This is a genomic window from Maridesulfovibrio frigidus DSM 17176 (assembly GCF_000711735.1).
GTDB lineage: Bacteria > Desulfobacterota > Desulfovibrionia > Desulfovibrionales > Desulfovibrionaceae > Maridesulfovibrio > Maridesulfovibrio frigidus.
On record NZ_JONL01000002.1, the window covers coordinates 328,206 to 342,541 of the forward strand.

Genomic DNA, 14,336 nt, shown 5'->3' on the forward strand with positions numbered 1-14,336 from the left:
TTATATAGAAACAGAATCCATCCAGTAATGAAGAATACACGCATGCCCCGTTTCAGCCATACCGTACGTCTCTGCTGGAATCCAAAAGTTCAAATCTCCAATCTGGCGCATCTGATTCTCAGCACCCATGGCGGTAACGGTGACCACCGAAGCTCCCACCTCAGAAGCAAAACGACAAGCGTTCACAACATTCGGAGAATTTCCGGAGCTACTGATAGCAACAAGCATGTCATTAGGAGTGAGTCTGCGACGAAGCGGTTCAACAAAAATTTGATCATATGAAAGGTCGTTGGCAACGGCGGTAAGAAGTGCCAGATCGGTAAAAACCTGAGTGTGCACATGGGCATTTTTTGCAAGATCGGCGGAAAAATGACTCGCCATTGACGCGCTTGCTCCGTTCCCCACCATATAAATGATGCGCCCTTTTTCCCGAAGCTCAACTGTCATCTGTTTCCAATGATCGAAAGCGTGATCGCAGACATTAATACCTTTTGAGTCACAACTGACTTCTAAAGAGTCCAGACAATTTTGCAAAGAATCAGTATGTTTACACCACAATTCGCTACCCTTCCGAGCTGCTGTTAGAGCAGCATCTTCTGACGGCTGTCCATAATCCAGGGACCGTGTCGGCATGAAATCCACGGACATAATAGCTCCTCCCGCCATCTGCGACGGTCCTGACTAACATCGTTTTCCAAGGTCTGAAATAATACGCAGCATTGGTTTTAGGAGGCTCAGCACTCACCTCTTCGGGAAGATCATGCAAATCACACACCAAGCTGGTAAAATGACAAATAGATTTGTGTCCATCAGCCTCAGAATTATGAGCTGCATTACGAACCATTGATAAAGCTTTAAGATAAATTTCAGGAGCCATAATCGCACTGCCAAAATTCATCACGACTCCGCCCTCAAGGGACTCAAGTTGCGCCGCAAAAATTAAAAAGTCAGCATAACTCGCCTGACCAATCGAACCGCCATCACAATTAGGATGCTCATGCACAATGTCGTAGCCGATTCCAACATGAACTGTAATCGGAATATCAAGCTCATATGCTTTAGCAAAAAGACTAATATCAGCTGAAGGAAGTTTTTCTTCTACAATATACTTACCTACAGCCTCTCCAAAACCGAGTCCGTCTTTGACGCCATCAGCGACAATATCATTCAGCAGCCCAGTTTCCTGCCAGAGACCAAACTGCCCATTTGAAATATATGTGGAAACGCACTCAGTGGTGCTACCGTGGTAGGCTAATTCGAAATCATGTATTGCACATGCTCCGTTTACAGCAATGCAACTTATTAATCCTTCTTCCATAAGGCTGAATAAATACTTCTGCATGCCAGACCGCAGCACATGTGCGCCTAGCATGAGAACGCGCGCGCTACCGGATTCTTTTGCTGCTTTTAAATCTTCTGCGACCTTCATAAAAGAAGGATGGAATTCACTGCGAAGAGCAGGTACCTGCATGATATCGATACCGAGAAGACTTTTTCTCTTCTTCAAGGGAAGTAACGTCAGCTTAGAGCGATCAAACAATCTGTATTTACTGGGCATAATCTAATCTTTATTTGAGAGTTGCAGTTATGTACTTCTTCATGGCTTCTTTACTGATAGACTTATCATTACCCATAATCTGTACCGCAAGGGAACCAGCAACATTACCAAAAAAACCGACAAGTTCTTCATGAAGGCCCATACAGCCTGCCATAGCAGAAACTGAAAACAGAGCATCTCCGGCACCGACTCTGTCTACAACATTTGAAATAAATGACGGTATTCTAACGAACTCGCCTTCAGGATTCCATAATGAGCACCCGCGGCTCCCCTGAGTAACCATTGCCAACTTCGCATCAAGCTTCTCCCCTACTTCGATGAGCAGAGGACGAAGATCGTTTACCTGATCTCTAGTTTCAAGGCGTAATTCGTGCTCTGCCAAAGAGAAGAAATCAACATGAGGATATTTACCTATGGTATTAAAACCCCTGTTTCCGGCATTAGCTTGCGTATTCACAGCCAAATATGGAGCTTTAGAAGACAACAGTTCAACCATGTTCGGAGTAACGAGACCATGCCCAAAATCGGCTACAATAACAATGTCATAACTGCCAATTAGCTGCCCAAGCTGCTTGCAAAGGCCAGAATCAACATTGCTTGGCAAAGGATCGTCATTCATGATGTACATTTCCATCACTTTGCTCAGCGAATACCCATCAATAAATCTTCGTTTTAACGTGGTCGGGGAATTTGGACGGGTGAAAAAGTAAGGTACAATTTTAGGGTTAAGTTTTTCGCGGATAAATTCTTCATATCGGTCAGTATCGCCAAGCATTGAAAGCAGGGTAACCTCACCGGCAAAGTTGGCAACATGGTTAGCAACGGCCAGCCCACCACCTGCGTATAACTCGTGCGATTGATACTTAAGAGCAAGGATCGGGTCCTTTGACGATTTACCCAAAGTTGACGCTATCTGATATTCATCAAGAATCGTATCGCCGATGACAAGCACCTTTAGCTCACTCATTTTATCAAGCATACCCAGAATATCATTTAGCTCGTAGCGAGTTCTAAACATCTGGAGATACTCATTCATTTCATCACTATTCTGAGTCAAATAGCGATTAATGAGATTGGATGAGCTAAAAACAATATCCGAAGTAAAGACAAGCTTTGCCCCGATCTCTTCTACAACATCAGCTTCTCCGCCGATTTTTCCAGCGGGGTCACTGTCAACATCTTTAAACTCATCCCCTTTAGCATAAACATCCGGGCGAATGCGGCGAAGGGTCTCTTCTGCTGTAGGCCATTCATTAATTGTCACGTAATCAGCTTCACCTAGCGATGCCAGAGCTTCAGCACGTAAAATCTCAGTGAATGCCGGACGGTCAGGCCCTTTATCTACAAAGCGGTCAGGGGTGAGACTTACTATTAAAATATCGCCATGTTCTTTGGCCTGATTCAAGTAGCGGATATGCCCAATATGCAAAAGATCGAAAACGCCGTGACAAAGCACTATTTTTTTACCGTGCTCTTTCAGATCGGCAACTATTTCGACAAGCTCAGAAACGCTTTTAATTTTATTCTCAATACTGGTCATATTATTTCCTTTTTACTCTCAAAAATGGATTCCATAAAAAACTAAAGCACCATAAACCTTTCGGTTTTAATCGCTGCCTATGAAGCTTTTTCGTAAATTTATTAATGGTCGCAAACCATCTTCAGGATCGGCGCGCCAATCTCGGTCGGCCAGTTCTGCTGCAGCAGGTTCTTTAATACCATTACCGTCAGAACTTAAACCAATACGCACATTCCTAATTAGATTTTCAGCAGCTTCAGGAAGCCAACAATGCCCTCCAGAATACTCCGCTCCTTTCTCATCAAGATCAAGATGAAATTCAATCATGCTAGCGTCATACTTATGAATAGCCCTAGCCACAACCCCTTCTTCAACGGTATGATCAGACCAGCCTACACCGCAACCAAATGCCTTTCGTAAGGTTTCAATTGCGGACAAATTAGCCTGCTCAGGAGGTGTGGGGTAGCCCGAGACGCAATGAAGCAAAGTCAGATCAGAGCACCCCGCTTTACGAATCACAGAAACGGCGTGACTTATTTCATCCATATTCGCCATACCAGTTGAAAGAACAACAGGCTTTCCGGTTGCCCCAGATGCGTGAAGTAAGTCATCCCAAAGCAATTCATAGGAAGCTATTTTAAAAAAATCTACATAAGGGGCTAAAATATCGACGGCTTTCAGATAAAATGGAGTGCAGGAAAAAGCTATTCCTGCATCTTTGCAGCGGATAGACAGTTTTGGAATAAAAGATTCCGGCAATTCCCACTGTTTTCTATTTCTATGTGTTTCACTCTTTTCAAGTATTTCCGGAGCGAATAAGTCATCAATCCTAAACAACTGAAATTTCACTGCGCCGCACCCAATACGAGCAGATGTATCAATAAATTCATAACAACGCTTTAAATCGCAAGCATGGTTACTGGAAACTTCTGAAATGAATAGAGGAGACTTCATTTAACCTACTTATATATGTCCATTACGATTTTACAAAATCAAACCAAAACAAACGATCAATTGTCCATTTTTTCCTACATAATTCAAATGCACAAAATACGCCAACTTACTTACCCCAGAACAATACAGAAAGATAGCAACCAGCTTGCAGCACTGATTAATTACCATACGAATAACTACTTTTATCAAACATCTAAATTATCACTCTAAGGCGTTAGAACATAAGTAACGCCAATCTTAAGTTAACAAATATTCCAAAATAAGTTACTCTTTTTAACAGGTTTTTTATTATTCATACAACCCAATGGAACTCCACAGACAGGGACACGCTTAAAGAAGTGCGCTTATGAACAAAAAAGTTACAATCTTATTTATTTTATTATTTGCGGGAATTTTTATTTTCTCGTGGTTTCATTTTTCACAGCCAAAGCTTCCGATCCGCATTGGATATATAGGTAGTTTGACCGGAAAATTTTCTGACATGGGAAAAACATGCAGGGATGGAGCCCTCATGGCCGTCGAGGAAATAAATGCGAGTGGCGGAGTGGACGACAGAAAACTACAACTGATAGTAAGTGATGACCAGTCCTCTCCCAAAATAGCTCTGACCGTCGCGAAACAACTGATTGATCAAAATGTTCAGGCAATCATCGGCCCACTTACATCTGCGTGCGCAAAAGAAATTTTAGAATTAATTAATGACAAAGAGATCCTGACTATAGGCCCGGTTGTCGCGGGTAACTACATGGCCCAAAAAGAAGACTTCTTCATAAAAATGTACCCTTCCACTTCGCTCTTCGGAGAAAAACTGGGAAAATTAGCTGCGTCGAACAAAGATCTTAAACGACTGGCCATAATTTCCGACGACAGTAACCTAGCTTACACTGCTCCCATTGCCGCCAGCTTCGAAATAAAAGTAAATGAATTCGGTGGAGAAGTAATTGAATCAATCCATTTCAATTCTCAAAACAAACTTTCTTTTTCGAAACTTGCGGATGAAATTATTGAGGCCAATCCAGACGGTTTGCTTCTGATTACTGGCCCATTATCAACGGCTATAATCCTTCAGCAGTTGAGGCTTAAAGGTAGCAGCATACAGAGTTTTTCATCTTCATGGGCCGCCTCACAAGAGCTTATCTCTGAAGGTGGGTCTGCAGTTGAAGGCTTGCTCCTTTATATACCCTTCAACTCAGAATCAACACTGCCCAACTATACACAATTTACGAACAGCTACAAAGATCGGTTCACAAAAGCCCCTACCTATTGCTCTTCATTTAACCATGATGCCGTATATATGCTGGCGGAAGCGCTAAAGAAATCAGCTAAGAACTCATCAAAAAAACTCAATGAACTAATCATTGAAGGTAGCCCTTATGAAGGCACTCAAGGTGAATTTGATGTGGACAAAAACGGAGATATTCATAACAAACTTTTTTTGCAAGCCATCAAAAATGGTCAGTTTATCATAATTGATACTCCATGAAAAAAAATACAAGTTTACATAAAAGAGTCGTCTCCGGACTTGTAATACTATCGCTTTTTACAGCGTCACTTATTTTTATAGGTTCATCCTACCTTGGTTCGCAGATTATTGATGACATCTCTCAACGCAATATGAACCTTGCCGAGTCCATAAATATACAGACATGGTATATCCTTAAAGAGCCAACTCAGGCTTTGATAGAAGTAAGTAAATTTGCCGAAACTAGCCCCACAAGAGAACAACTTACCTCACGACTGAAAGCCTTACAGGAATTCGGTAGAATCTTCCAAAAAATACAAGTTCTTGACGATTCGGGGCGTGTTCTTGCTGTTTTCCCTGAAAATGATGATTTAATAGGGATAGATCTCTCTCGCCAACCTTTTTTTAAAAAAGCGAAAGAATCTAAAGGCGTGCAGTGGACCGATTCATTTATCTCAGGACAAACCGCAACTCCGATGGTTACAATTTCTCTAGCTTTTCCCGGGGGTGTACTTTCCGGGCACGTAGACCTGAAAGTACTGAGCGAAATTACACAAGTAACTCATCCTTCCGCGAAAGGATTCATCTCCATACTGGATAAAAAAGGTGTTATTATCGGGCACTCAAATTCCTCATTAGCACTTAGAGGAATCAATCTGCTCAACATGCCTGCTGTAAAACTGGGCTTGGCCGGCAAAGGTGGAACATATAACTCCGAATTTGATTCAGAACAGGGAGTTGTCAGTGTTGCTCGTGTTAAAGACACCGAATGGCTAGTTTTAGTCTTCCAGCCAAAAGAAGAAGCGTTGGGTCCAGTGCGCTACCTTCGCTCGTTCGCACTTGGCGCCGTATTACTCATCACACTTTCAGGCCTGATAGCTATCGCATATTTCCGCAATATGTTGTTCAAACCAATACGAACTCTCACGGAACGGACTGAGGCTGTTTCTCTGGGGGAATATGATGTTAGAATTAAGCCGGAATATAAAGAATTCGCGCCCCTTGCCGCCAGCTTTAACGAAATGGCAGAAGCCATAGGTATCCGTGAAGATGCTATATTCCACGAAGCTCAGATCAATAAGGCTCAGGCTGAAATAGTCCGTACACTTACAGAAAAAACATCTATCAGAGCTTTATCCAAAGTTGTTCATGAATGGGTAATGGAACTGACCATGAGTGAGTATGCTTTCATAAACACCATCGATCCAATCTCCTATGATTCAGCAGCACAGCCAGAAATAAACAAATCTTCCATCAAAAAACGTGCTTGCCCCCTGACATACGGCAACAACCCAATTTGTTCAGAAAGCGCAGTAGGCTATGGAATGCTCTGGGATCATACATTAAATACCGCACCTAACTTTTATTCCAATGCCCCAAAAGAGTATTTCGGGAATGATAACCTGCCTGAAGGCCATATACCTTTAAAGAATTTTCTATCCGTTTCCGCCACGTATCAAACTGAACTGATGGGCCAAATAGTTGTGGCCAATTCTCCGCGTGGCTACACGGATCAGGACTTATCCACAATTCAAGTCATTGCAGATCTGCTGGCTGTGGCGGTAAACCGCATACGGGAACATCAATCCCTTCTCCAGAGCGAAAAAAATCTTCGTAATTTACGGAACTATCTTTCAAATATAATTAATTCCATGCCATCCATGCTCATAGGAATTAACCCTGATGGGATCATCACTCAGTGGAATCTAGAAGCTGAAAAAATCACAGGGTGCTCCATTCAGAACGCAATAGGGAAACACGTTAAAGATGTAATTCCGCATCTGACTGATGAAATGGACCGAGTCCATACGGCAATTTTGACAAAGCTGAAACAAACGATTTTAAAACAAACTCATACGTCTGATTCTAGAGATATCCATTACGAAGACATCACAATATATCCTTTGATGGAAGATGGAGTTGAAGGCGCAGTAATTCGCATAGATGATGTGACTGAGCGGGTGAGGCTAGAGCAAATGATGGTTCAGTCCGAAAAGATGATGTCTGTGGGAGGACTTGCAGCAGGAATGGCACATGAAATAAACAACCCGCTTGCCGCCATCCTCGGACACGCCCACAATATCAACCGGCGTATTTTCGGAGACCTTAAGCAGAATGAAGACATAGCTGCAAAGTGCAATGTGTCTCTTGAAGATGTCAGAAAATACCTGACAGAACGGGACATATTAAAGATGTTGGATTCAATTCGGGAATCAGGCCGCCGGGCAGCAACAATAGTTGCTAACATGCTCAACTTCAGCAGAAAAAGTGAGAAATTAATTGGATCTTTCAAACTCTCAGAATTGCTAGACAAAACGTTAGAGTTAACCTCAAATGACTACGATTTAAAAAAGCAATATGATTTTCGCAAAATTGAAATTGTTCGTGAATATGAATCAGATATCCCGGACGTACATTGTGAAGGGAATGAAATTCAGCAGGTTTTCTTGAATCTTTTGAAAAATGGAGCCGAAGCCATGGCAGAAAAAGATTATCATGGCGATCATCCTAAATTTATCCTCCGCGTAAAGAGAAAAGACAACATGGTAGAAGTAGAAGTAGAAGACAACGGCCCCGGCATGGACGAAAAAACACGCCTTCGTATATTTGAGCCATTCTTCACAACTAAGAAAATAGGAAAAGGAACAGGCTTAGGACTGTCGGTATCGTACTTTATTATTACAGATCAGCATCATGGAACAATGGAAGTAGAATCAGACCCTGGGCTTTGGACACGGTTTACTCTTAGGCTCTCAACCGAAAAGAACGTTTCTCGGCAAACGTAAAGAAAACATTTAAGCCTGAAAAACATTCTGAATTTCCTGCATAAGTTTTTTCTTAGAAAAAGGCTTTGTAACATATCCAGTACAGCCAGCGGCCCTAACAGAGTCTTCCACTCCCTTCAAAGCATGCGCTGACAGAGCGACGATTGCTGTTGGAGAAGCTTGGCAGTCATGCTCCCACTGACGGATTTGCCTTGTAGCTTCGTAGCCATCCATCACCGGCATTTCTATGTCCATAAAAACAATATCCGGCCGGATTGCTTTAAACATCTCAACTCCGACTTTACCATTTTCTGCAATCTCGACTTTATGCGGGCTCTTCTTCGTATAATGCTGAAACAGCAACTGATTATCTTCGCTATCTTCAACCAGCAGAATGGTCAGAGGCCGAACCTCAACATCTTTTTCAGCTACTTCGCAGTTTTCCTTAGCGCACTCAAAAACGGTTTTACTCTTCTCAAAATAGGCATCAACAATAAAAGAGCTTCCCTTGCCAAGTTCACTACGTGCGTAAATATCACCGCCCATCATATTACTAAGGCTCTTGCTTATAGCCAGCCCAAGACCTGTTCCACCATGCTTGCGTGCAACAGAAGAATCAGCTTGGACAAAAGAATCAAAAATCGTTTCCACAACTTCCTTTTGCATCCCCGGCCCTGTATCGCGCACAACAAATTCAATGTGTTTTTTTACTGAGCTAGTATCGCTTAAAAGCTTTACATCAATATAGATTCCACCGCTTACAGTGAATTTAAGTGAATTACCTATAAGGTTGATCAATATCTGGCGAAGTCTGCCAGGATCACCCTTCACATAACTGGGAACGTCTGACGAAATATTGCAAACAACTTCAATCCCTTTATGTGAAGCGGCAACCTCAAATACTTTAGCAGTCTGCTGAACAGCTTCACTAAGACAAAAATCAATATTTTCAAGTTCTAAAAGACCTGATTCAACTTTCGACATATCCAAAATGTCATTAATCAAGCTAAGTAATCCATCTCCTGCGTTTACTAGGAGAGAAACCAGCTCAAGCTGCTCTTCACTAAGCTCAGTTCCCTGTAATAAATCAGATGTCCCAAGAATAACGCTCATAGGAGTACGAATTTCATGACTCATACTAGCTAAAAACTGACTCTTTGCATTCGTAGCGGCTACGGCTTCCTTTCTAGATTTCTCAATACGCTTGGCCACAATCAGCCCAGCTAGCCCAGCAAACAAAACAACAAACAGAGAAATAAGAATATTCTGATTTCGATTGGCTATGACGTCACCCAAAAAATCATCCTCGCGGACATAAATACCAATAACCCAGGGCCATCTAGGGTCCGTGAATGGAACAAACATCGAATTGTAATTTTCACCGTTATGGCTGAAAGAAGTGTATACTGGAGTGGATGACAACTTACCTGAGGGCATTGAGTTATATGCCTTGCGACTAACCTCATCATCAAGCTCACTCATCTTGCTGAGGCTGACCTTATTATCCTCACCCACTATCCCCTGAACTTTGGATAAATCAGGAAAAGCCACAACATCACCATTTCGGTTGGCGATAAAAGCCTTACCAGATTCTCCGATCTTTAATTTTTCCAAAAATATGGAAAGCTCATCAATAGTAATGTCCACCCCGACAACACCCTGCAGCGCCCCCGCCTTGTCGTACACAGGACAAGCTGTTGTTATGCCAGGCTTTTGCGCGGTAAAAAACACATACGGATCTGTCCATATTACTTCATTGCTACGAACGGCTGAAGCGAACCAAGGACGCGTACGCGGGTCATATTTGTGACCAGGATCAAACTTCTTTTCAAGCGTCTTATGCTCAGAGTTTTCCCACAGCAACTCGACCTTCTGACTTTCTTTAGTTTTCCTGATTATTTTAGTGAAATACCCATTCTTAACGAGTGAGTTTGACCGCGAAGCCATAAAAAACTCACCCTCAGTATTACCATAATAAATAGCCGTAAACTGCGGGTAAAGTTCGATTTGCTGATAAAAATAGCTAATCATAGAGTACGGATCTTCACTACTCACGATATTGCTGTCAGCCAAAAAGGTAGTCAGCTCTGCAGCTTTTTCCGCAGGACGCAGGTATGCTTCCGACTTATCAAGAGTATAAAAGGCTATATTCTCCATAATATTATGGGAAAGCCCTGTGAGAGTTTTTCTAAAAGTCAGAGAGGAGGAAACAATAATCACTGCCGCAAAAATACAAATCAAAGAGGTAAAGCCTGCAGCTAAACCCCATTTACTAAAAATTTTCATAAAACTTCCAACTCATTATATATTTACCATCATCAACATTCCGACATTAACAAAACATTACTCAAAAAAGTAGCTTTAACTGATTTAATTGTTGCATTTCTATATTGAAGTCTACAATTAGAAAAGAAACTGTTCGCAACATCACCTTAAATAACTAACTAATATATAATAAAAAAAATATGATTATAATCAAAATTCCGACTAACCTCTGAAATGTTTTTCCAGCTGTTCATTCAACTGCTTCTTAGAAAAAGGCTTTGTTGCATATCCTGAGCACCCTGCAGCGCGAACAGATGCTTCCATTCCCTTGAGAGCATGTGCAGAAAGAGCAACAATAGGTACAGCCTGAACACTTGAGTACTTTTCCCATTGGCGAATTGCCCGTGTTGACTCATAACCATCCATAATAGGCATCTCAATATCCATGAAAACAATATCTGGACGTATGGATTTATACATTTCAAAACCAGCTTTGCCATCTTCAGCAATTTCTACTTTATGACCGGAATCTTCAAGATAAAACTTAAACAGCATGCGATTACTGGCGTTGTCTTCAACAAACAGTATGGTTAAGGGCCTTAAAAGATCAGCACCTTCGCTCAAACCTTGTTCGCCAAAATCAACACTGCTCACAAATTCCTCAAAAGCTGCCATGAAGGTAAATATGCTTCCTTCAGAAAGATTGCTCTCAACGCGGATATCCCCACCCAACATAAGGCTCAATTTTTTACTTATAGTAAGACCTAAACCAGTTCCGCCGTATTTGCGTGAAACGGAACTGTCAGCTTGAGTGAAAGACTCAAAAATGGACTCCAACCGTTCTTCAGGTATGCCGGGTCCAGAATCCTGAACGGCAAAGTTAAGGCGTAGCATATTCTCTGCCTCTTTCTCTTCGAGAGTGACATTAACCTGAACTTGCCCTTCACTTGTGAACTTCACAGCATTACCGATGAGATTGATCAACACTTGCCTGGTTCTACTAGGATCGCCAAGCACGCTGGCCGGTATTTTAGGATCTATACTCCAGCTAAAACCTATCCCCTTAGCCGAAGCAGCAATATCAAAAACACTGCACGCCCGGTCCACAACATCTCGCAAATCGAAAGGAACGTGCTCCAAATCTAAAAGCCCGGCCTCAACCTTCGACATATCCAAAATATCATTAATCAGATCAGTAAGTCCTTCACCGGCATTCCCGAGAAGGTTTACCAATTTCTGCTGTTCCTCGCTCAAATCGGTAGCCTTCAACAAATCTGTTGTGCCAAGAATTACATTCATAGGGGTTCGTATTTCATGGCTCATAACAGCTAGAAAGCGGCTTTTTGCAACATTTGCGGCAACAGCTTCCTCGCGAGATTTTTCAATGCGCTTAGCTACAACTAGCCCAGCAAGACCTGCTAACAAAACAACAAAAAGAGATATAATAATGTTTACATTTCGGTTGGCCTTAACATCACCCAGATAATCATCTTCAGGCATGTAAATGCCAATGGTCCAAGGCCACTGACTGCCTTTAAAGGGAGTAAACATTGCATTATATTTAGAACCATTCTGAGTAAAGGTCGTAAAAATCTGCTCTGATGGCAATCGTCCGTGTGGCAGAGATTCATAAGCCTTACGACTGGTTTCATCGTCCAATTCACTCATCCTGCTGAGCCGAATTTTATTATCTTCACCAACACTGCGCCGTAACTTTGTAATATCGGGAAATGCAACCACATCGCCATTACGGTTTACGATAAAAGCTTTGCCAGATTTCCCGACCTTCGTATTTGAAAGAAAAGTAGAAAGTTCATCAATAGTAATATCAACCCCGACTACCCCAAGCAACTTACCTTTTTCATTATAAACAGGACTTGCTGTCGTTATTCCGGGTTTTTTACCAGTAAAAAACACATACGGATCAGTCCAGATCACTTCTTTATGCCTAACTGCGGCGTTATACCACGGCCGCGTGCGCGGATCATAGCTTTGCGTTTCATCAACATCTTCTTTAATCACTTTGAAATTTTGATCGGTCCACAAGAGTTCCCCAGTTATTTTATCGCCATCCTTGCGGAGCAATTTTGTGTAATATCCACCCTCAACTATAGCGTTTGAGCGTGAAGCCATAAAAAATTCACCCTTTATGTTTCCGTAATAGACGGACGTAAACTGAGGATATAGAGATATTTGCTGATAAAAATAGCTGACCATAGAAGAAGGATCTTCACTTGTGACTATATTACTATCAGCCAAGAACTTTGTTAATTCGGCGGCTTTCTCTGCAGGGCGCAAATAATCTTCAGATTTATCGAGCGTATATGAAGCTATATTTTCCATAATGTTATGGGCAAGCCCTGTTAAGGTCTTACGAAAGGTCAGCGACGAAGAAATAATAATAATAGATGCAAAAACAACTATTAAAAAAGTAAAACCTGCCGCCAAAGCCCATTTTTTAAAAAACTTCATATTCACGTCCATAAACAGAATATTAATCGACTACCCACTATACAATAGAAATTCGACAGACATCTCAAACACGCTCAAAATATAAATAGATCATTTATACTAGAATATATTATTTGCCAAAAGTAAATGTTTACACTTCACATTCTCTTTCTTTTTATAAACAAAAAAGGATACAGCCAATTGGCTGTATCCTAGAAAAAAACGGGACGTATATGATGCGTTAGCTAAAAAGGACAAAGCCCTATTAATAGACTCTATGCGAGAGAGATCACTAAGGGGATTACATGCAGCTGACTGCTGTGTTCCTTAGTTGATCCGAGTTTCCACGTTATACTTTCACTTTTACCGACAGCATCTCCGACCTTTTCCGCAAGCCCCTGAATATTGATAAGAGGATGACGCGAAAAAACCTGAGGCAAACCATAGGTAAGGTTACAAGCAAGGCATCTTCCCGGACGCTGCTTAAGGCGAAGTTCAAAGTTTACGGTATCACCGGAATCTCCAGTGTAACCCAGAGCAATATCGTAACTCCCCTCTTCGGCATCACCGAACAGAGCTTCAAAGAAGTCGTTGGAGAGACTCGCCGGAAAAAGAGATTCAAGCTTTTGCTCGGTAAAAACATCGGTATATTGGCCCATGGTGTTGCTCCTGTACTATGCATTGATTAAAACAAGGTCATGTTGCTTTACAAAAATCTTTGATCCCTTTCAACCCTGTTCAGCAATATAAAAATAATAGTTCCTACAATCTAATTAAAAACATTATCAGCAGCTCACAATAAAAAAACTTCCTCTTTGTGATATTATGAAATAATATATCAGATCTTTAAATGATAGAATCAACGCGCCCATTTTACGATGCGAAAAAGACTTATAATTTCACCCTGAAAACCAGACAGACAGAGTTCAGCACATGCTTAAAAATAAAAAATATGCGGGAATAGTTTATTCAACTGATCATGGAACCATATGCCCAGCATGCAATTCCCCGAAAGAAAAATGCTCTTGCGGGAAAAAATCCATACCAAACAATGATGGGGTTGTTCGAATTGAACGCCAGACAAAGGGCCGAAAAGGAAAAGGGGTCTCGATCATAACGGGATTACCCCTTGATGGAGACTCGCTCAAAAAACTAGGAAAGACCCTTAAGCAAAAATGCGGCACAGGTGGCACTATCAAGGATAGCATCATTGAAATTCAGGGCGACCATCGCGATACACTCAAACTGGAACTTGAAAAGCTCGGCTACAAAGCAAAGCTTGCAGGGGGCTAAACTGCATCCCCACTTTAATAAAAGTTGGGATTTACCGCCGGTAGTTCTCAGTATTCCGTAATTTACACG

The 14,336-nt window shown here is 41.7% G+C and carries 10 protein-coding genes; 3 read left to right on the forward strand and 7 right to left on the reverse strand.

Annotated features, from left to right (window positions below; all coding sequences use genetic code 11):
* The 4 genes from BR06_RS0105730 to BR06_RS0105745 all read right to left on the reverse strand — a co-directional run bounded on the left by BR06_RS0105730 (window position 1) and on the right by BR06_RS0105745 (window position 4,031).
* Window positions 1–633 (reverse strand): SIS domain-containing protein, encoded by a 633-nt coding sequence (locus tag BR06_RS0105730; protein ID WP_235727673.1) that lies wholly within the window; start codon window positions 631–633, stop codon window positions 1–3.
* A complete protein-coding gene (locus BR06_RS0105735; protein ID WP_031481027.1) occupies window positions 563–1,558 on the reverse strand; it encodes a hypothetical protein in 996 nt (331 codons plus the stop codon). The genes BR06_RS0105730 and BR06_RS0105735 overlap by 71 nt, the downstream gene beginning before the upstream one ends.
* 10 nt (window positions 1,559–1,568) lie before the next feature.
* Window positions 1,569–3,098, reverse strand: a complete 1,530-nt coding sequence (locus BR06_RS0105740; RefSeq protein ID WP_031481029.1) for a PfkB family carbohydrate kinase — start codon at window positions 3,096–3,098, stop codon at window positions 1,569–1,571.
* Window positions 3,099–3,164: 66 nt separating this feature from the next.
* Complete coding sequence (locus tag BR06_RS0105745) at window positions 3,165–4,031, reverse strand: N-acetylneuraminate synthase family protein (protein ID WP_031481031.1); 867 nt, start codon at window positions 4,029–4,031, stop codon at window positions 3,165–3,167.
* 346 nt (window positions 4,032–4,377) lie between these two features.
* On the opposite strand from BR06_RS0105745, the gene BR06_RS0105750 reads away from it, so the two are divergent.
* Complete coding sequence (locus tag BR06_RS0105750; protein ID WP_031481033.1) at window positions 4,378–5,514, forward strand: ABC transporter substrate-binding protein; 1,137 nt, start codon at window positions 4,378–4,380, stop codon at window positions 5,512–5,514.
* Window positions 5,511–8,279 (forward strand): ATP-binding protein, encoded by a 2,769-nt coding sequence (locus BR06_RS19630; RefSeq protein ID WP_051676938.1) that lies wholly within the window; start codon window positions 5,511–5,513, stop codon window positions 8,277–8,279. The genes BR06_RS0105750 and BR06_RS19630 overlap by 4 nt, the downstream gene beginning before the upstream one ends.
* 9 nt (window positions 8,280–8,288) lie before the next feature.
* Here BR06_RS19630 and BR06_RS0105760 read toward each other — a convergent pair whose 3' ends face one another.
* The 3 genes from BR06_RS0105760 to BR06_RS0105770 form a co-directional block, all read right to left on the reverse strand.
* A complete protein-coding gene (locus tag BR06_RS0105760; protein WP_031481037.1) occupies window positions 8,289–10,544 on the reverse strand; it encodes a hybrid sensor histidine kinase/response regulator in 2,256 nt (751 codons plus the stop codon).
* A gap of 201 nt (window positions 10,545–10,745) precedes the next feature.
* On the reverse strand, window positions 10,746–12,995 hold the full coding sequence (locus BR06_RS0105765; protein ID WP_031481039.1) for an ATP-binding protein: 2,250 nt from the start codon (window positions 12,993–12,995) through the stop codon (window positions 10,746–10,748).
* Between the two features lie 254 nt (window positions 12,996–13,249).
* Complete coding sequence (locus BR06_RS0105770; protein WP_031481041.1) at window positions 13,250–13,633, reverse strand: hypothetical protein; 384 nt, start codon at window positions 13,631–13,633, stop codon at window positions 13,250–13,252.
* Window positions 13,634–13,907: 274 nt separating this feature from the next.
* Here BR06_RS0105770 and BR06_RS0105775 point away from each other — a divergent pair, with 274 nt between their 5' ends.
* On the forward strand, window positions 13,908–14,267 hold the full coding sequence (locus BR06_RS0105775) for a translation initiation factor Sui1 (protein ID WP_031481043.1): 360 nt from the start codon (window positions 13,908–13,910) through the stop codon (window positions 14,265–14,267).
* Window positions 14,268–14,336: the final 69 nt, after the last annotated feature.